Source organism: Cellvibrio japonicus Ueda107, from assembly GCF_000019225.1.
GTDB classification, from domain to species: domain Bacteria; phylum Pseudomonadota; class Gammaproteobacteria; order Pseudomonadales; family Cellvibrionaceae; genus Cellvibrio; species Cellvibrio japonicus.
In genome coordinates this window covers 1,613,384-1,632,227 of the sequence record NC_010995.1, presented here as the reverse complement: position 1 = coordinate 1,632,227, position 18,844 = coordinate 1,613,384, and the positions used below count along the sequence as shown (strand labels likewise).

Below are 18,844 nucleotides of genomic sequence, written 5' to 3'. Positions count from 1 at the left end.
CTGCACCTGTTCCCAGCGTTTTCACTTGAGCTTTTTATGACCTTTACGCGGCTTGCTGTCGCCGGCCATGCAACCGTTTCAATAGCACGTGGACATTCGGTTTATCCATGATGATTGGGACGTTATACAGGCCAGGCCGTCCAACCGGGTTTCGCCGATACCTGCGACACCTGTTGCTGCTATTGTGCCTGGGATTGAGCCTTGCATTAGCCGCCAGCATTCCCCTGGATATGCATCGCATGCAGGTGCAAATGCAGGCGCGCTACGGTGAAGATGGACTTGCCTTGCTCAAGGCATGGCAGCGCCAACTCGACGAGGTACGCCAGCTCCCTATCGAGCAACAGCTCACCGCGATCAATCAATTTTTCAATCGACATATTCGCTACAGCGACGATATGCCCTTGTGGAAAACCAGCGATTACTGGGCAACGCCCCTTGAACTTATGGGGGTGCGGGCGGGTGACTGCGAGGACTACACTATCGCCAAATACCTGTCCCTGCTCTCACTGGGAGTGCCTGTAGAACAGCTGCGCCTGATTTATGTCAAGGCGCAAGTCGGCGGTTCCCACAGCCGCCTCTTCCAGGCACATATGGTGCTTGGCTATTACCCGAGCGCCGATGCAACGCCACTGATTCTCGACAACCTGCTTGCAACGATTGAACCGGCCAATCGCCGCCCCGACCTTCAACCGGTATTCAGTTTTAATAGTCAGGGCCTGTGGGTAGGCAATCGTCAAACGCAAACCGACCCGACGGCGCGCCTATCGCGTTGGCGCGACCTGTTGACCCGTATACAGGCTGAGGGTTTTAACCTTCCCTCCCCTGCACCATCATCCGCCCCTGACATTAATCAGATTTCTGCAAAAGGCGATTAGTTATGTCACTGATAAAACAATTATGGATTGGCATTATCCTGCTGTTGCTGCTGGCACTGGGAGGCAGTTTTGCCATCAGCTTCCTGTCAGCCAAGCATTACCTGGAAGATCAGTTGCGCCTGAAAAATATCGATAACGCCAATACCCTGGCATTGTCGCTGTCGCAGATAGAAAAAGATCCCGTCACTATAGAACTGCTGATTACTGCACAATTCGATGCAGGCCATTACGAGTACATTATTTTTAATGATCCGCAACAAAAGCCTATAGTGGCACGCAGTTTTGAAGCCAATACCACCCCCGATGTTCCCACCTGGTTTAGCCGCCAAGTTAAACTCCAGGTCGCTCCCGGCATTGCGCAGGTGCAGGATGGCTGGCAACAATACGGCACCCTGATCGTCAGCAGCCACTCCGGCTATGCCATAGAAGCACTGTGGAAGAATGCCAAAAACCTGCTCGACTGGTTTTTAATTGCGACCCTGCTCGGCGGATTACTGGGCAGCTTTGTGCTCAAATACATTTCACGTCCCCTGGATTTGGTGATTAACCAGGCTGAGGCCATCGGTGAGCGGCGCTTTATTGTTTCCAATGAACCCCGGACACGCGAGTTCCAGCGCTTGGTACGCGCCATGAATACCCTTTCTGCCAGCGTTAAAATCATGCTGGAAAAGGAAGCCCAGCAGCTGAATATCCTGCGCCGTGAATCGCAACTGGACCCACTGACAGGCATTTATAACCGCGAGCACTTTTTAAACGTCCTGGATACACGCTTGCAAACCGATGATGGTTTGGGGCAAGGCGTTATTGCCCTGGCCAGGGTGAGGGAACTCAATGAACTCAATACTCACCTGGGGCGCCAGCAAACAGATGAACTCTTGTGCCAAATTGCCGCTGTATTGACCCAGTTTGCAACGGAATTCCCCGAGTCTGCACTGGGCAGGTTAAACGGAAGCGACTTTGCCCTGCTACTTCCCAGCGAGCTGGCCAGTGACGCCATTGCCACGGAACTTGCCCAAAAACTTAACTTTGAATTAATTGCCCTGGGCCAGGAACAATTGGCCCTGCCCCTGGCTATATGCCAATACCAGCACGGACAAAAACGCGGCCACCTGTTGCAGCAATTGGACGGTGCCCTGGCCAAAGCAGAGCTGAAAGGTAATCGCGCCATGGTGCTCAGCGATACCGGGGAACAATCACCACCCAGCCTTGACCGATGGCGCGAGCTGATTCAAAACGCACTGCACAATCGCAGGTTTACATTGGGGCAATATCCCGTACAGCGCCAGGATGGACAATTGCTGCATATGGATGCACCGCTGCGCTTGCAATTGGACGGTGAATTAAAACCCGCTGGATTTTTTATCGCCTGGGCCAGCCGCCTGGGATTATTGCCCGCTATTGATTTGGCGGCACTACAGGCCGGCCTACAACAATTACAACAGACGCCATCTGTTCCACTGGCCATTAATATTTCCGCTGAATCCCTATGCAATGCGCGCTTCCGCGAGCAGGCGTTACAGCTAATTCACGCTTCTAAACCGCTGGCGAAATTACTCTGGCTGGATTTTCCGGAGGTCTGTGCCCTGCGCCATATGGATGAACTCAAAGCATTTTGCACGCAATTAAAAGCATTGGGCTGTCTGCCAGGGCTGGAGCATGCGGGCCTGGAATTTACCCAATTCCAGCAGTTACAGGACCTTGGGCTTAGCCATTTGAAAATTGATGCGGCCCTGGTGCGCGATATTCACAAGACACCAGCCAATCAACCTTTCTTGCAGAGCCTGTGCCGTATTGGCCATTCATTGGGAATAGTGATGATTGCCGAAGGTGTGAATCAGGTTGAGGAACAGCAGCAGTTGGAAAAACTGGGATTGGATGCAATCACTGGCCCCGGCGTTCGCTAGGGCCAGCGTTAAAGGATTAAGCTGTCGTCATTATCCAGCAGGTCAATACCCTGCTGCTGGCCGCGCAACTCGCGCCGCGTCATCAGCTTGCGCTGTGCGGCGTCCGGTAAATCGGTAAAGCGGATCACACCTTTTTCGATCAGCAGATGAATCAGGTCTTCCAGCACACGTACCATTGCCTGGTCAGACTGCTCCAGGCTTTGCAAGGATGCCAAACGATATTGATTCAGGAAGGCCTGTAATTCGGGCGCCTGGAGATCCAACTGCTCATCAAATCCGGGAGTGTTCACCAGGCTAACGGCCTCAATCATCCCCTGATGATTGCGCTTGATATACATATCACCTCGATACGATATCCCCCCGATTCGCATCAGGGGGTAATTGGTACATCAGTCAGTAATCAGATGGCCAGCGGTTTTAAGCTGGTTAATGATGTCTGCATCCGAACTGCTATTCACCAGGTTTATACCATTCAACACAATTTGCTGATCGGTAGCACCAGCCGAATAACCACTGCTATAACCACCATTGCTACTGATATGTACCGTGGTTGAGTTCGCACTTGAATTGTAGGTGAAGTGCAAATAGTTGGTCAGGTTGCCACTGTTTTCGCCTTGCAGCAAATCAGCCAAATCCAGGCGATCCCCCTGTGCCAGGCTAAAGTCGGTAACGGTATCGATCGCCGGTGATCCACTGCTGCCTTTATCGGCCAGGTTCCACTTGAAGGTATCTGCTCCCAGGGCACCGGTAAGTGTGTCATTACCGGCACCACCAATGATCAAATCTGCAAGGCTGCTACCGATAATCGTGTCATTACCCGCAGTGCCCACTGTTGAGAAACCTGCACCCATACCGATAATGGTCATGGTAGCGGTTGCCGTGCTGGTGCCGCCATGGCCGTCAGAAACGGTATAGGTAAAGCTGTTTGTCGCAACCTCGCCCGCCTTTAAATAGTCATAAGCACTGTTGGCGGCATAACTGAAACTACCGTTGGCATGGATGGTCAGGCTGGCACCGCTGGACAAGGTAATGACCTGGCCGTCTGTCACGGCTACCCCGTTGATATGGGTTACGGTAAGGCTATGGCCATCGGCATCAGTATCATTGGCCAGCAAACCATTCGCGGCCGAAATCGTTTTACTGCCACCTTCATTGAGGGTGTAGGCACCACTCACAGCAGGCCCCGTACCCTGGAAGCTGGTAATAAAATAGTCGCCGCCATCACCGGTACCATTGTTGGTATTCAGCGCTGTAAATTTCACACTGTCGAACACCAGATTGCCGGTATCAATGGTTACCGTGCCCTTATCGCTGCTGGAGAAACGGAAGGTACTGGCAGCAACCAAACTGCCCTGGTAATAAACCTCCCAGGCACCTACCTCACCGCCGTTTTCACCGGGGAACAGGTTACTCACACCAACGGTGGCATGGTTAAGCACACCATTGAAATTCATCACAATGGCTTCGGATTGGCCTGTGACCTGGTTATATTCAATTTGCTGAGCCGCCTCATTGACATGAGGTGTGCCAATACGCGCTTTATCGTTTACACCGATTGCATTATCCGAAGTACGCTCAAACATGGTACCCGGAGTACCATCAACCTTGAGGAAACTGAGTGTGACGCCTTTGCTGGCCAGATTTTTCCATTTATCGGCAGAGGTATTGCCGATGTCCACGCTATACGCTGTTTGCGGATGATCGTCGACAGCAACAGGAACATTATTTATTGGATTTACGGCAATGCTGACAGTTGCCGGAGTTGCATCATCAAAATTGTTGTTGTCACGTGCCGAATAGGTGAATGACGTTGAACCCGTCCAACCTGCCGATGGCATGAAATACACAGGGCCACTGACCAAATCCCCAATAGAAACGGTTTGGGTCATGGCTGAATCTGCATACAAGGTTCCATTCGCTGGCAAGCTATTGATCACATAACCCACCACGCTACCATCAGAATCAGAGCCAGACAGGGCAAGTGTCACCAGGGTGTCCTGGTCCTGGGTCACGCTCAGATCATTGGTCTGCGGCGCTGCATTAACCGTAATGTGGACATAGGCTGTATCAGAGCCACCCTTACCATCAGAGATGCTGTAACGGAATGAGGCTGGCCCGGTGTAACCCGGGGTTGGCGTAAACACAATATTGCCGCCAACAATACTGATTGAGCCATTGGTAATGCTGAAAATAGTTGAGACTGCCAGGGTATCGCCGTCAATATCCGTATCGTTTGCCAACAACGCGGAAGGTGCAATAACCAGAGGCGCCCCCTGATTAATCGTGAAGTAATCATCTTCAGCATTGGGCAAATCATTGACCGGCGTTACGGTAATAGTCAGTGTACTGCTTGCATTGGTATTGGTGGTGTAGGTAATTACCGGCACCGGGCCGTTGTAATTGGGATTAGGGGTAAATTCATAATCGCCATTGCTTAGCAACAGGAAGGTACCAACACCAGGAATACTTGTCGCAGATCCCGTTGAATAGGTGACACCATTGATCTCATAGCTCTGAATACTGAGCACATCATCAGGATCACTATCGTTACTAAGGACGTTACCCGAAATAAAGCTATCTTCAGGAACACTAACCACCTCGGGATTCATCACAGTGGGATCATCCACCGGATTTACCGTGATATAAACCGTCGCTGTGTTAAATCCACCTTTTCCATCACTGATGGTGTAGCGGAATGATGCCGGGCCAGAATAATCAGGTGTCGGCGTAAAGACGATATTGCCCCCTACAACACTCAACGTGCCATTGGTAGCACTTTGGATGGTGACAACGGTCAGGGTATCGCCATCAACATCGCTGTCATTGGCCAGCAACTGGCTTGGGCTAACCACCAGGGGAGTATCTTCATCAATAACAAAATAATCATCGGCCGCAACGGGCACATCATTCACGGGGGTGACCCCGATGGTCACCGTGCTGGTGGTAGTGCCGCCGTTGCCATCACTGATAGTCACGACAAACGAATCATTGCCGTGGTAATCGGCATTGGGGGTATAGGTGAAGGTGCCAGTAGTGGCATTCAGGACTACCGTGCCGTTGGTGGGGCCGGTGGTCACGCTGTAGCCCAAGGTATCGCCATCGGCATCACTGGCCACGATCGCCCCATTGACCGGGGTATCTTCGTCGGTGGTCAGGTTCTGGTCGGACGACACCGGCGCATCGTTGACCGGGGTTATGCCAATCGTCACGGTGCTGGTGGTGGTGCCGCCGTTGCCATCACTGATAGTCACGACAAACGAATCACTGCCGTGATAGTTGGCATTGGGGGTATAGGTGAAAGTGCCAGTAGTGGCATTCAGAACTACCGTGCCGTTCGTGGGGTTGGTGGTCACGCTGTAGCCCAACGTATCGCCATCGGCATCACTGGCCACAATCGCCCCATTGACCGGAGTGTCTTCATCGGTGGTCAGGTTCTGGTCGGACGACACCGGGGCATCGTTGACTGGCGTCACACCAATCGTAATAGTGCTAGCAGTTGTACCACCATTACCATCATCGATGGTTACGACAAAGGAATCACTGCCGTTGTAGTTGGCATTGGGTGTATACGTAAATTCACCCGTCGCTGGATTCAGTGTGACCGTTCCATTAACCGGTAAAGTCGATACCGAATAAGACAACACATCGCCGTCTATATCAGTCGCAATGATAGTACCGTCCACGGGCGTGTCTTCTGGTGTTGTGAGATTTTGATCGGCTGATACCGGCGCATCATTGACCGGTGTAACACCAATCGTAATAGTGCTGGTGGTGGTACCGCCGTTGCCGTCGCTAATCGTGACCACAAAAGAGTCACTGCCATGGTAGTCGGCATTGGGGGTATAGGTGAAAGTGCCGGTGGTGGCATTCAGGACTACCGTGCCGTTGGTGGGGCCGGTGGTCACACTGTAGCCCAACGTATCACCATCGGCATCACTGGCCACAATCGCCCCATTGACCGGGGTGTCTTCATCGGTGGTCAGGTTCTGGTCGGCTGACACCGGGGCATCGTTGACCGGATTTACGCCAATCGTCACGGTGCTGGTGGTGGTGCCGCCATTGCCATCGCTAATCGTGACTACAAACGAATCACTACCGTTGTAGTTGGCATTGGGCGTATAGGTGAAAGTGCCGGTGGTGGCGTTCAGGACTACCGTGCCGTTAGTCGGGCCAGTAGTCACGCTGTAGCCCAGCGTATCACCATCGGCATCACTGGCCACAATCGCCCCATTGACCGGGGTATCTTCGTCGGTGGTCAGGTTCTGGTCGGCTGACACCGGGGCATCGTTGACCGGATTTACACCAATCGTCACGGTGCTGGTGGTGGTATCGCCGTTGCCGTCGCTAATCGTGACCACAAAAGAGTCACTGCCGTGGTAGTCAGCATTGGGCGTATAGGTGAAGGTGCCAGTAGTGGCATTCAGGACTACCGTGCCGTTCGTGGGGTTGGTGGTCACGCTGTAGCCCAACGTATCGCCATCGGCATCGCTGGCCACAATCGCCCCATTGACCGGGGTGTCTTCGTCGGTGGTCAAGTTCTGGTCGGACGACACCGGGGCATCGTTGACTGGCGTCACACCAATCGTAATAGTGCTAGCAGTTGTACCACCATTACCATCATCGATGGTTACGACAAAGGAATCACTGCCGTTGTAGTTGGCATTGGGTGTATACGTAAATTCACCCGTCGCTGGATTCAGTGTGACCGTTCCATTAACCGGTAAAGTCGATACCGAATAAGACAACACATCGCCGTCTATATCAGTCGCAATGATAGTACCGTCCACGGGCGTGTCTTCTGGTGTTGTGAGATTTTGATCGGCTGATACAGGCGCATCATTGACCGGTGTAACACCAATCGTAATAGTGCTGGTGGTGGTACCGCCGTTGCCGTCGCTAATCGTGACCACAAAAGAGTCACTGCCATGGTAGTCGGCATTGGGCGTATAGGTGAAAGTGCCGGTGGTGGCATTCAGGACTACCGTGCCGTTGGTGGGGCCGGTGGTCACACTGTAGCCCAGGGTATCGCCATCGGCATCACTGGCCACAATCGCCCCATTGACCGGAGTGTCTTCATCGGTGGTCAGGTTCTGGTCGGACGACACCGGGGCATCGTTGACTGGCGTCACACCAATCGTAATAGTGCTAGCAGTTGTACCACCATTACCATCATCGATGGTTACGACAAAGGAATCACTGCCGTTGTAGTTGGCATTGGGTGTATACGTAAATTCACCCGTCGCTGGATTCAGTGTGACCGTTCCATTAACCGGTAAAGTCGATACCGAATAAGACAACACATCGCCGTCTATATCAGTCGCAATGATAGTACCGTCCACGGGCGTGTCTTCTGGTGTTGTGAGATTTTGATCGGCTGATACAGGCGCATCATTGACCGGTGTAACACCAATCGTAATAGTGCTGGTGGTGGTACCGCCGTTGCCGTCGCTAATCGTGACCACAAAAGAGTCACTGCCATGGTAGTCGGCATTGGGCGTATAGGTGAAAGTGCCGGTGGTGGCATTCAGGACTACCGTGCCGTTGGTGGGGCCGGTGGTCACACTGTAGCCCAACGTATCACCATCGGCATCACTGGCCACAATCGCCCCATTGACCGGGGTGTCTTCATCGGTGGTCAGGTTCTGGTCGGCTGACACCGGGGCATCGTTGACCGGATTTACGCCAATCGTCACGGTGCTGGTGGTGGTACCGCCATTGCCGTCGCTAATCGTGACTACAAAAGAGTCACTGCCGTGGTAATCGGCATTGGGGGTATAGGTGAAAGTGCCGGTGGTGGCGTTCAGGACTACCGTGCCGTTCGTGGGGTTGGTGGTCACGCTGTAGCCCAGGGTATCGCCATCGGCATCACTGGCCACAATCGTGCCATTGACCGGGGTATCTTCGTCGGTGGTCAGGTTCTGGTCAGAAGACACTGGGGCATCATTGACTGGCGTCACACCAATATTGATCGTACTGGTGGTAGTGCCGCCGTTGCTATCGCTAATCGTGACTACAAAAGAGTCACTGCCGTGGTAGTCAGCATTGGGCGTATAGGTGAAGGTGCCAGTAGTGGCATTCAGGACTACCGTGCCGTTCGTGGGGTTGGTGGTCACGCTGTAGCCCAGGGTATCGCCATCGGCATCACCGGCCACGATTGCCCCATTGACCGGGGTATCTTCGTCGGTGGTCAGGTTCTGGTCGGACGACACCGGGGCATCATTGACCGGGGTGACCCCGATGATCACCGTGCTGGTGGTGGTACCGCCATTGCCATCGCTGATGGTCACCACAAACGAATCACTGCCGTGGTAATCGGCATTGGGTGTATACGTAAATTCACCCGTCGCTGGATTCAGTGTGACCGTACCATTGGCTGGTAACGTCGATACGATATAAGACAATACATCGCCATCTACATCAGTCGCGGTGATCGTGCCATTAATCGGTGTATCTTCGGCAGTCGTAAGATTCTGGTCAGAAGACACTGGGGCATCATTCACTGGCGTTACACCAATATTGACCGTACTGGTGGTAGTGCCACCATTGCCGTCGCTAATCGTGACTACAAAAGAGTCACTGCCGTGGTAATCGGCATTGGGGGTATAGGTGAAAGTGCCGGTGGTGGCGTTCAGGACTACCGTGCCGTTCGTGGGGTTGGTGGTCACGCTGTAGCCCAGGGTATCGCCTTCAACATCACTAGCATTTACCTGTCCGCTGACAGATGTATCTTCATCCGTAGTGAGACTGATATCACTGGTGGTAGGTGCATCATTTACCGGGGTTACATTCAAGGTGATAACAGCCGTGCTGGTATTACCATGGTTGTCTGTCACTACAACAGTAAAACTGTCCGAACCATTAAAGTCGGGATTAGGCGTATAGATGAACTGGCCACTTACCGGATCCAGTGTAAGGGTGCCATTGGCAGGGCCATTAATCGCTGCATATCCAAGGCTATCGCCCTCCAGGTCACTAGCAATAATCTGCCCGGTCAGCGCCTGGTCCTCATCCGTCGTAAAGGACTGCGGGGCCACATCCGGTGCCTGATTGCTGTATGCCGCTTCGCCGGACAAGTTGGTGGTTGTGGCGGCGGTTGTGGTTGCAGAATCATAATCAAATGACTGGCTGTCGGTAGATTCAACCACACGACTCAGGCGCACAAAGCCATTGCCGCCTTCATTGCCGCTGCCGCCGGATGATTCACCCGCGGCAGTCTCCTCCAACTCGTCCAGCAGATCGCCGCCCTGCTCCAGCACAGTTAATGCCTGTTCGATGGTGGCACCATCCAATTGAGCTTCGTCAGCCGTTGTAGCTGACTCCAGGGCCATATCTCGGCTCACGGCAACTTCCTGGCCACCATTGATTGCTATAGGTTCACCCTGGCCAAATTGCAGTTCCACCCTGGCGCCCTGGGCAGTCACTATGACCTCCCCCTCGTGGATAACACTACCCAGGTTCAAGGGACGCAGGCTGCCATCGGGGCTTTTGGCCCAAGCTTGACCCTGGATAAAGGCGACACTGGCTACGGCATTGCTCATGGGGAACTCCACCTAATGGCATTGGATATTGGAAAATGGTGAATGAGAGATAAAAAACCATGCGATTTTACGCGCCGGTTTTTCCGATTACAGGCAATTCTAGGTCAGGCTGAAAATAGCGCCATTGGACTAAAGGACAATATTGGTGTTTTTTATTATGTTTTTTCCGACTTAAAAGAAAAACAGAATCACAAATACAACATGACACACACCTCAATTAGGTTTTTTACCAGAGAGCAATAAAACCAGCTGCAGGCGATCACGCACCTGTAACTTCTCAAAGATGGCGCCCATATGGGCCTTGACGGTGCGCTCGGTAATCTCAAGTTCCCGCGCAACTTCTTTGTTGGTCTTGCCAGCGGCGACAGCCTCCGCCACCAAGCGTTCCCGACAGGTCAGGCTGGACAGATCAACCAGCGGAGATGCCGATAGCTGGCGCGCTGTGGCACGGATCAACTGGCGCATCAAGTCTGCGCCCAACCAGAGGCCACCGGCCTCCACCACACTGGCAACCTGTACCAGCAACTCAGGAACCGCCAGATAATGCAAATAGCCAGAGGCACCGGCTTCCATCACCCGGCGCGCCTGTTCCACCTGTTCCGCGGCTGTCAGCCCAATTACCTTACAACCCTGTGCACTCAGACGTGCCACCAGGGAATTGTTTTCCTCATTCACAAACACCCATACCAATGCGTCAGCAGGAAGCTGCGGAGGTACTTGTTCCAGGTGTACTGCCTCGGGAAACGCCTGATACCAGCGGGGAGAGGTCAGATAAGCGGGGGCGATAAATATCTGTTGCATCAACGTTCGCTTAAAGCATTCTGTTTGGCGCGCAGCACCGGTTTCAGCAGATAGGACAAGACCGTTTTCTTGCCCGTCAGTATGTCTACCTGGGTCATCATGCCGGGCATGATAGGCAGGGCTGGATCAAAACCGGCACGCTCAGTGCGCACACGCACAATGTAAAAGGTGCGTTCCTTTTCATCGGTAATGGCATCGGGACTAATCAGCTCAACCTTACCTTTAAGTCCACCATAGACCACAAAATCGTAAGCAGTGAATTTAACAATGGCCTCCTGGCCAGGGTGCAGGAAAGCAATATCGCGTGGAGATACCTTAGCCTCCACGAGTAACTGATCATCCAGCGGCACCATCTCAATCACTTCGCGGCCAGGCTGCACCACACCGCCAAGGGTATTGGTGTAGATACGCTGAATCGTGCCGCGCACCGGCGCGCGGATTTCGGCGTATTTGATACGATCCGCCAAACCTGTACCACTTTCACCCAGGGTTGCTGCCTTGCTTAATACATCGGATAGCTCTGCGCGCCATTTATTGCGGGTATTCAATTCCGTTTCGCGCAGTTTTACTTCTGCTTCCTGCACAGCCAGAATCAAACGGGACTCCTGGGCAGCACTTTGCTCCTTATCGCCTCTGGCGCGCGCCACTTCACCTTCAAGGCGCAGAATTTCCACTTCGGAAATCGCACCGCTCGCCAACAGTGGGCGAGTTACCTTCAATTCCTGGCTGGTCAATTCCAGTGAGCGTATTGCCTGGGTCAATTTGGCTCGCACTTCGTTGAGCTCCTGCTGGCGCTGCTCCAGCTGGCTGCGGGAAATTGCCAACTGCTCATCCAATTCGCGCAGGTTGGTCTCGTAGAGGCGTTGTTCGTGTGTTGCAATGTCGGCCGACTCACGTATTACCTCTTCCGGCAAGGTAAATTCAGTGCCTAGCGTCAAGGCTTGTAAACGCGCAGCACGCGCCTTGAGTGCAAGAAATTCCGCACGATTTTCACGATAACTGGAGACAAAGCGTGTGGAGTCTATGCGCAGCAATAAATCGCCCTTCTCAACCACCTGCCCTTCATGCACCAATACAGCCTCTACCACACCGCCGTCAAAGGATTGGATGACCTGCAATTGTGAGGAGGGAATCACCTTGCCCTCACCGCGGGCCACCTCGTCGATTTCGGCAACTGCAGCCCAGACCAACAGCAACAACAGGATCAACGCCATTACCCGCAACAATAATCGCGCCTTTATAGGCTCCTGCTGCAAGCGCGCCCAATCGGCATCGGTTACCCAATCGTGCGGCTGCTCATGGATAGGGTCCAGCCAGCGTTCGTAGGCCCGGTCAATCAAACGGCTCGCCGGGATGCCCAATTTATCCAGCCAGCGCCCCACACGATAAAACAAGCGTTTATCGAGGCTATCACCCCCGGATTTTGCAGACTTGCCTGACGCCATCAGTTGGCCCTCCCGATGCGCCCTTGACGCAAGGCTTCCACCACCTGTTCCTTGGGGCCATCCGCAACGATCTTACCCGCATCAATTACGATGATCCGATTAACGAGTTCCAGCAGGGATGTGCGATGGGTAATCACAACCATGGTTTTACCCTGGGCATACTGGGCCATGTTGCGCTTGAATTCTTCTTCACTGCTATGATCCATAGCACCGGTAGGCTCATCCAACAACAAAATATTGGGGTCTTTCAGCAAGGCGCGGGCAACAGTGACGCTTTGACGTTGGCCGCCAGACAGCAATTGGCCATGCTCACCCACAGGCATAGCCAATCCCATGGGATGGTTGTTAACAAATTCGGTTAATCCACTCAGGCGGATGGCCTCCCAGAGGGCGGTATCTTCCGCCTGGGGAGAGCCCATTAAAATATTGTCGCGCAAGGTGCCAAAAAACAGGTTCACATCCTGGGAGACATAACCGATATTGCGGCGCAATTCGGCGGGGTCCAACTGGCGGCTGTCGATATGGTCAATCAACAACCGACCGCTACTGGGTTCATAAAGGCCGGCAATCAACTTTTCCAGCGTCGATTTGCCCGAGCCATTGCGACCGAGGATTGCCACTCGCTCACCCGGTTCAAGGCGAAACGAAACACCGCGCAATATATCGCGATCATCCTGCGGGTATTTGAAATTAACGTTGTTGAACTCAATCGCACCCTGCAAGCGCGGACGGCTGATCCACTGGGCATCGGCGGGGCGCTCAACCGGTTTTGCCATTACCTGGTTCAGCGACTCCAATGCAGTGGACGCCGAATGGTATTGCATCAATAACCCGGCAGTCTGGGCAATGGGACCCAGTACGCGACCAGACAACATATAGGCCGCAATTAATCCGCCCTGGGTCAAGTTGCCATCAATGATTTGATAGACACCAACGATGATAATCACGACCGACACGGCTTGTTGCAACCACAGGGTTCCACTGGCTACCGAGCCGGACAGCAAACGCATTTTTACACCAACGCGCGATACCAGCAGCGTGGACTTTTCCCAAATTGCCTGCATGCGCCCTTCAGCTCCGAGCGTCTTTAGTGTTTCCAGGCCAGTCAGGCTTTCCACTAATGTCGCGTTGCGCTGGGCACCGGCTTGCATAGCGTTTTCACTGAGCAGATGCATTTTGTGTTGCACCGCTGCGGTATAAATCACCATCAGGATAATCCCCACCAAAATCGGGATAGCCAGGGGCCAGGCAATCAGCAATACCACCAACAGGAACAGTAAAACGAAGGGTAAATCTACCAACGACAAAATCGTTGCAGAACCAATAAAACTGCGAATCGATTCAAACGATGTAAGCCCTGCTGCAAAAGAACCCACCGATGCAGGGCGCTCACTTAACTTCATCCCCAGCACCCGTTCCATAATGCTGGCGGAAAGGGTTACATCCACCCGGCTCGCAGCCAAGTCAACAAACCAGGTGCGCATCATGCGCAACACAAAGTCGGCAGAAATAGCGATCAATACTCCAAGTGACAACACCCAGAGCGTATCCGTCGCCTGGTTGGGCACTACCCGGTCATAGACATTCATGACAAATAAGGGCGCAACCAAGGCGAAGAAATTAATCATCAGGGCCGTTAGCAATACATCGCGATACAGGTATTTGTGTGCGCTAATCACGCCCCAAAACCAATGCCCCTGGTGAGGTTTGGCAATGTCAGTGGCACGCGTATCAAAACGTTCCTGTGGTCGCGCGTAAATCACACTGCCAGCATAGCGCTCCGTTAAATCGGCCAATGCCATATCAACAGGGGCATCGGCCAGGTCGGGGAAGACAACCCTGGCCGTTGCCCGGATATTATCCAGCGACAGCAAAAGGCAAGCCTGGTTGTTATTGAGCAATAAAATAGCGGGAAAAAGTGCGGGATTAAGATGCTGCAAGTCGCGCTGTAAAACTTTGCTACTCAAACCTGCGCGGCGAGCAGCGCGATGGAACAGGCTCGGGGTCAACTGCTGGTGTTCCAGCGGCAACCCCGCTGTCAGCGATTCAGCCGTCGCGCTAATCTGATGTGCCTGGGCCACTAACAGCAGGCAGGCCAGTAAATCACCACCTGGCGTGGTTGTGCCTGTATGCTGTGGATTCATCACCGTCATGCAAGGGCTCCATGGGTCGGGCCAGCCATAAAATCGCGCAAAGATGCACAGAGCATAGCCAAGAAAAACCGCCCCACCAGTCGAAAATAACCTTGAGGCGGTCTTATCGTTATGGTTGACGGGTTATGCTGATTTCCACCCGGCGATTGGCAGCACGTCCAGCCTCGGTATTGTTATCGGCAACCGGGCGACTGGCTCCAAAGCCATCGACAGAAACAGGAATATTTTCAAGGCCGTTGAGCACTGCATAATCGCGCACCCGCTGAGCGCGCGCTTTGGACAGCGGAATATTGAGCGCATCTGTGCCAGTGTTATCCGTATGTCCCTCCACACGAATACCAACTACTTTGGGTGTATTTTTAATTTGTGCAATCAGCGCATCCAACTTTTGGGTGGCGCCCGGCTTCAATACGGAACTGCCAACATCAAACAGGGCATCGCCACTCAGGTTGTTCACATCGGTAATCAACTCATCGCGCCCCAAAGCGGTAGGAGCCTGGTCGGGGCAAACAGAATCACTGATATTAATAGAATCATTGACCTTGAGATCCTTGAGTACACCAACACCATCGCGGGAAATGCCCAGGGCCACTAACAATTTACCCATAGCTGCCAGCGAGCGGGCATGTGCTATTTCCAGCCCGCCCTGGGCGATAATCAGCGCGCGACTGGCCTGGAAGTATTCATTTTCAGCATCCAACAAATCCAGCAGGGTGCGCTGGCCAATATTGAATTGCTCATAATAGGCTGCGCGGACTTTGTCACTGGACAATTTATGTTGCTCCAGGGAAAGCAATTGTTCACGCAAGCGACGGGCGTCGTTGTAAGCAATTTGTGTTGTCTGGCGCAAGTCCTGGCAAGCCTGGTCGCGCTGGTCTTTCGCAAGATTCACCTGCTCCAGCGAGCGGCGCACAGCAGCGCGATTGGCACCACCGGCATACAGGTTATAGGTAAGCGCTAACTCCACAGCGCTCTCATCACCAAAGCGATCGGGATCAACGCGCTCGTCAAAACCACTCAGGTTACGGTTAGTCACCTGGCGTGCACGCAGCGATGCCTGCGGATAATAGCCAGAGCGCTCGGATGTCACCTTCGCCTGGGCCGCACTGATATTTTTAATCGCCGCATGGAAACCGGGATTGCCCGCATAGGCCAATTGCAGGGCCGCACGGATATCAGGCGGTAAATTTGTGTCAGCCAGGGAAGAGGGCTCAAGTGCTTCACCCGGTAATCCACCCACAACACGCAGATAGCGCGCGGTTACATCATGGAGATTAGCGGCCTCGGTTAACAGATTGGACTCTGCTAACGCCAAGCGGCCATTAACCTGCTCAAGGTCAACACGACGCCCTACCCCTGAATGGGTGCGCTCTTCGATTTGGGTATAGACCTCACGGTGTTTACTGTAATTGGCACGGGCCAGGGCCACCAGCTCACGGGTGCGCACCACATCCTCATAGGCACGCACCGCCTCAAGCGCAGTGACTTCAACAGTATTCAACAACTCGTAATAACGCACCAAGCGAGCATTATCGAAATATTTCACCTCACCAGCGGTGCGAAAACCATCAAACAGCATTTGTGTCAGCGAGATTTCACCCTGTGTAGTGTTATAGGAACCCCGGCCATCGTAATCGCGATTGGCCCGACCGGCACTTGCACCCAGGTCCACGGATGGCAGATAACCCGATCTAGCCACTTTTACATCCTGGATCGATGAGGCGAACTCGTGCCAGCTGGCTTGTACATCAGGATTTGACTCAATCGCCTGGAGCGCCGCATCCCGCGCAGTTTGCGCCTGAACCGGAAGCGCCACCGCCAGGAATGTCGCACTCATGAAAGACAGGGTTTTAATGCTGGTACCCCATGACATAAAGGACGTAAGAAAAGCGGGTGCTTGAGGAAGCATCGGAAATTCCTGAGGATTGGTTAGTAATGGACATCGCACGAAAGAGCGACTTCTTTTTAAATGTAAAGGTATAGAAAAATGGTTTTCTATACCTTTCACACCGCTCCATGGCACAATTTTCAACCAAAAACTGTTATAGCATCATAACCTGAGGTTATTTATGTCTCAATAACTTTGCATTACAGTACATATATAACTTTTGGCTATTTGATTTTTAGCAAAAAAGAATAAGCACTTTCGTAATATCGTTAACTGCATACCCTATAGCTATACAGTTCAAAATGGAGCCTGTCCTCCAGGCCATCCCGTTCCAATTGCTGCCGCAATATCGACCCCATGCGCCAGGAAAACGGTGTCATCGCCAATAACGCAGCAGTATCTGACCCGGCGGGTACCGTTAACCCTGCCTGATAATCACTATGCCCCAGATACTCAAAGCCGGATGGTGTGGGCGGTGGCTTGTGGTCGCGGATATCGGCATATACCCGACGGCGTAACCCTATAAGGTGATTAACGCCAGGAACCACCACAATCAGGCAGCCATTAGCGTTGAGCACCCGGCGCAATTCTTCATCTTTGCTGGGAGCATAAATGCGGGTAACCAGGTCAATACTGGCATCTTCAAAGGGCAAGGCATAACTGGAGGCGACAGCATAGCGAATCGCCTGACCAGCGACCTGGGCAGCACGGGCGGCCATACGCACCCCACTTTTGGCGATATCCACACCATAGATGGCACAGGCAGGAAACTCCTTTGCCATAGCCAGGGAAAAATGCCCTTCGCCACAACCTATATCCAGTAAGCGACCACCATCTGAATCCGATAACAGTTCATGTATCCGGGAAAACAGGTGGGATAACATCCCATCGAAATAACCAGCCTGCAAAAAATGCCTGCGTGCCTGCAGCTGTACCTTGGCATCACCCGGCTCTTTGGAATGCTTATGCTGCACCGGCAATAGGTTTAAATACCCCTCGCGGGCGCGATCAAACTGGTGCTGGTTAGCACAAACAGCCTGGGTAGTGGCTTCTGTTAAAGGCAAGCTACAAATTGGGCAGCGGAAAATACTGGGCGATACAAATGAGGGATAAACCATAAGACATGTCACACAGAAAAAAGCCGGCGTAGCATGCCCAGAGTAGCGATTGAAAACAAGCTATTACCTGGCCAAATAACAATAGCTAATAACCCAATCACAATCATCCAATAAAAAGGGGCGCTTTTTCGCGCCCCTGGTTAACACCATGGAGGATTTATTCCTCCAGTTCATAGCGGTCGATAATATCGCGCACTAAACCACTGCGGACAATATCATCGCGCTCAAACTCATGGACATAAACATTCGGTAAACCGCCCAGGCGCTCTACTGCATCAGCCAGGCCATTGGGGCCGCGAATGTCGCTCTGTTTGATATCACCGTTAATCACAACCTTACAGTCCTCGCCGATACGGGTCAGGAACATTTTCATCTGTGCCGGACTGGTATTTTGCGCCTCATCGAGGATGACAAAGGTTTTGCTATTAAAGGTCTTGCCACGCATAAAGGCCAAGGGGGCAGCCACAATGCGGCCATGTCGCAAGCAATAGTCAACAGTGCCTGCACCCAGGCGCTCATTGAGGATATCGCGGAAGGCATCGATATAGACCGAGAATTTTTCATCAAGGTCTCCCGGCAAAAAACCCAGGTTTTCACCCGACTCAACCGCAGGGCGAGTCAGGATAATCCGCTCAATACGACCGGACTCAAGCGCTTCGGCAGCCAGTGCACCCGCACAATAACTTTTGCCGGTACCGGCTGGGCCAATACCAAACGTCAGCATGTGATTTTTAATGGCGTCAATGTATTGCTGTTGCGATTTGTTTTTAGCGTGGAGCGGTTGGGGAGAGCGAGGAGGAGAGTAAGCGGTTTCGACTTGGTGTGAGCGGGATTTTATTTCGACGATGTTGTCATCACTTCGTTGATTCTTTCGAGACGATCTTTGTCGCGAGGAGCCGTAGTTATCGTCGTTGAACATGTGATGGTTGTTACGTCTGGCATGCGATTTTTTCGCCATAAATGGTAATCCCCTGCAGGTTGACATTAACAATAGAGTGTTGCCACTCACTGTTGCGATACACCTTTAACACACAAGGTTTAGCATTACATCACTTGGACTCTGTTGCTGCCTGTTTAGTTTCCTCCTCACGCGGGCAACAGGAAAATCCGTTGGTTGATGAC

At 52.8% G+C, this 18,844-nt stretch carries 10 protein-coding genes; 2 read left to right on the top strand and 8 right to left on the bottom strand.

Annotated elements, in window-relative coordinates:
• Positions 1–194 precede the first annotated feature (194 nt).
• Together CJA_RS06845 and CJA_RS06840 are read left to right on the top strand one after the other, a co-directional pair.
• Positions 195–875, top strand: coding sequence for a transglutaminase-like cysteine peptidase (locus CJA_RS06845; protein ID WP_238526838.1), 681 nt, complete (start codon positions 195–197; stop codon positions 873–875).
• A 2-nt stretch (positions 876–877) separates the two neighbouring features.
• Entirely contained in the window at positions 878–2,779 is a 1,902-nt protein-coding gene (locus CJA_RS06840) for a bifunctional diguanylate cyclase/phosphodiesterase (protein ID WP_012487032.1), read from the top strand.
• 8 nt (positions 2,780–2,787) lie between these two features.
• Here the strand turns inward: CJA_RS06840 and CJA_RS06835 are convergent, their stop codons facing one another.
• The 8 genes from CJA_RS06835 to CJA_RS06800 all read right to left on the bottom strand — a co-directional run bounded on the left by CJA_RS06835 (position 2,788) and on the right by CJA_RS06800 (position 18,680).
• Positions 2,788–3,117 (bottom strand): hypothetical protein, encoded by a 330-nt coding sequence (locus CJA_RS06835; RefSeq protein WP_041551233.1) that lies wholly within the window; start codon positions 3,115–3,117, stop codon positions 2,788–2,790.
• 51 nt (positions 3,118–3,168) lie between these two features.
• Positions 3,169–10,317 carry a retention module-containing protein gene (locus CJA_RS18625; RefSeq protein WP_012487030.1) on the bottom strand — a complete coding sequence of 2,383 codons (7,149 nt, stop codon included), beginning with the start codon at positions 10,315–10,317 and terminating at the stop codon, positions 3,169–3,171.
• 213 nt (positions 10,318–10,530) lie between these two features.
• A complete protein-coding gene (locus CJA_RS06825; RefSeq protein WP_041551231.1) occupies positions 10,531–11,118 on the bottom strand; it encodes a response regulator transcription factor in 588 nt (195 codons plus the stop codon).
• Positions 11,118–12,563 carry an HlyD family type I secretion periplasmic adaptor subunit gene (locus tag CJA_RS06820; RefSeq protein ID WP_012487028.1) on the bottom strand — a complete coding sequence of 482 codons (1,446 nt, stop codon included), beginning with the start codon at positions 12,561–12,563 and terminating at the stop codon, positions 11,118–11,120. Before CJA_RS06820 ends, CJA_RS06825 begins: the two co-directional genes overlap by 1 nt.
• On the bottom strand, positions 12,563–14,716 hold the full coding sequence (locus CJA_RS06815) for a type I secretion system permease/ATPase (RefSeq protein WP_012487027.1): 2,154 nt from the start codon (positions 14,714–14,716) through the stop codon (positions 12,563–12,565). The genes CJA_RS06820 and CJA_RS06815 overlap by 1 nt, the downstream gene beginning before the upstream one ends.
• 109 nt (positions 14,717–14,825) lie before the next feature.
• Positions 14,826–16,625, bottom strand: coding sequence for a TolC family outer membrane protein (locus CJA_RS06810; RefSeq protein WP_012487026.1), 1,800 nt, complete (start codon positions 16,623–16,625; stop codon positions 14,826–14,828).
• A gap of 248 nt (positions 16,626–16,873) precedes the next feature.
• The gene (locus CJA_RS06805; RefSeq protein ID WP_041551229.1) at positions 16,874–17,722 is read right to left on the bottom strand and encodes a putative RNA methyltransferase; all 849 of its coding nucleotides are present in this window, start codon (positions 17,720–17,722) and stop codon (positions 16,874–16,876) included.
• A 157-nt stretch (positions 17,723–17,879) separates the two neighbouring features.
• The gene (locus CJA_RS06800) at positions 17,880–18,680 is read right to left on the bottom strand and encodes a PhoH family protein (protein WP_012487023.1); all 801 of its coding nucleotides are present in this window, start codon (positions 18,678–18,680) and stop codon (positions 17,880–17,882) included.
• Positions 18,681–18,844: the final 164 nt, after the last annotated feature.

Bases quoted from the DNA above. Each gene is read 5' to 3' on its own strand.
- CJA_RS06825 (WP_041551231.1), bottom strand. From the start codon at position 11,118: ATGCAACAGATATTTATCGCCCCCGCTTATCTGACCTCTCCCCGCTGG.
- CJA_RS18625 (WP_012487030.1), bottom strand. From the start codon at position 10,317: ATGAGCAATGCCGTAGCCAGTGTCGCCTTTATCCAGGGTCAAGCTTGG.
- CJA_RS06800 (WP_012487023.1), bottom strand. From the start codon at position 18,680: ATGGCGAAAAAATCGCATGCCAGACGTAACAACCATCACATGTTCAAC.
- CJA_RS06840 (WP_012487032.1), top strand. From the start codon at position 878: ATGTCACTGATAAAACAATTATGGATTGGCATTATCCTGCTGTTGCTG.
- CJA_RS06835 (WP_041551233.1), bottom strand. From the start codon at position 3,117: ATGTATATCAAGCGCAATCATCAGGGGATGATTGAGGCCGTTAGCCTG.
- CJA_RS06805 (WP_041551229.1), bottom strand. From the start codon at position 17,722: ATGGTTTATCCCTCATTTGTATCGCCCAGTATTTTCCGCTGCCCAATT.
- CJA_RS06815 (WP_012487027.1), bottom strand. From the start codon at position 14,716: ATGACGGTGATGAATCCACAGCATACAGGCACAACCACGCCAGGTGGT.
- CJA_RS06820 (WP_012487028.1), bottom strand. From the start codon at position 12,563: ATGGCGTCAGGCAAGTCTGCAAAATCCGGGGGTGATAGCCTCGATAAA.
- CJA_RS06810 (WP_012487026.1), bottom strand. From the start codon at position 16,625: ATGCTTCCTCAAGCACCCGCTTTTCTTACGTCCTTTATGTCATGGGGT.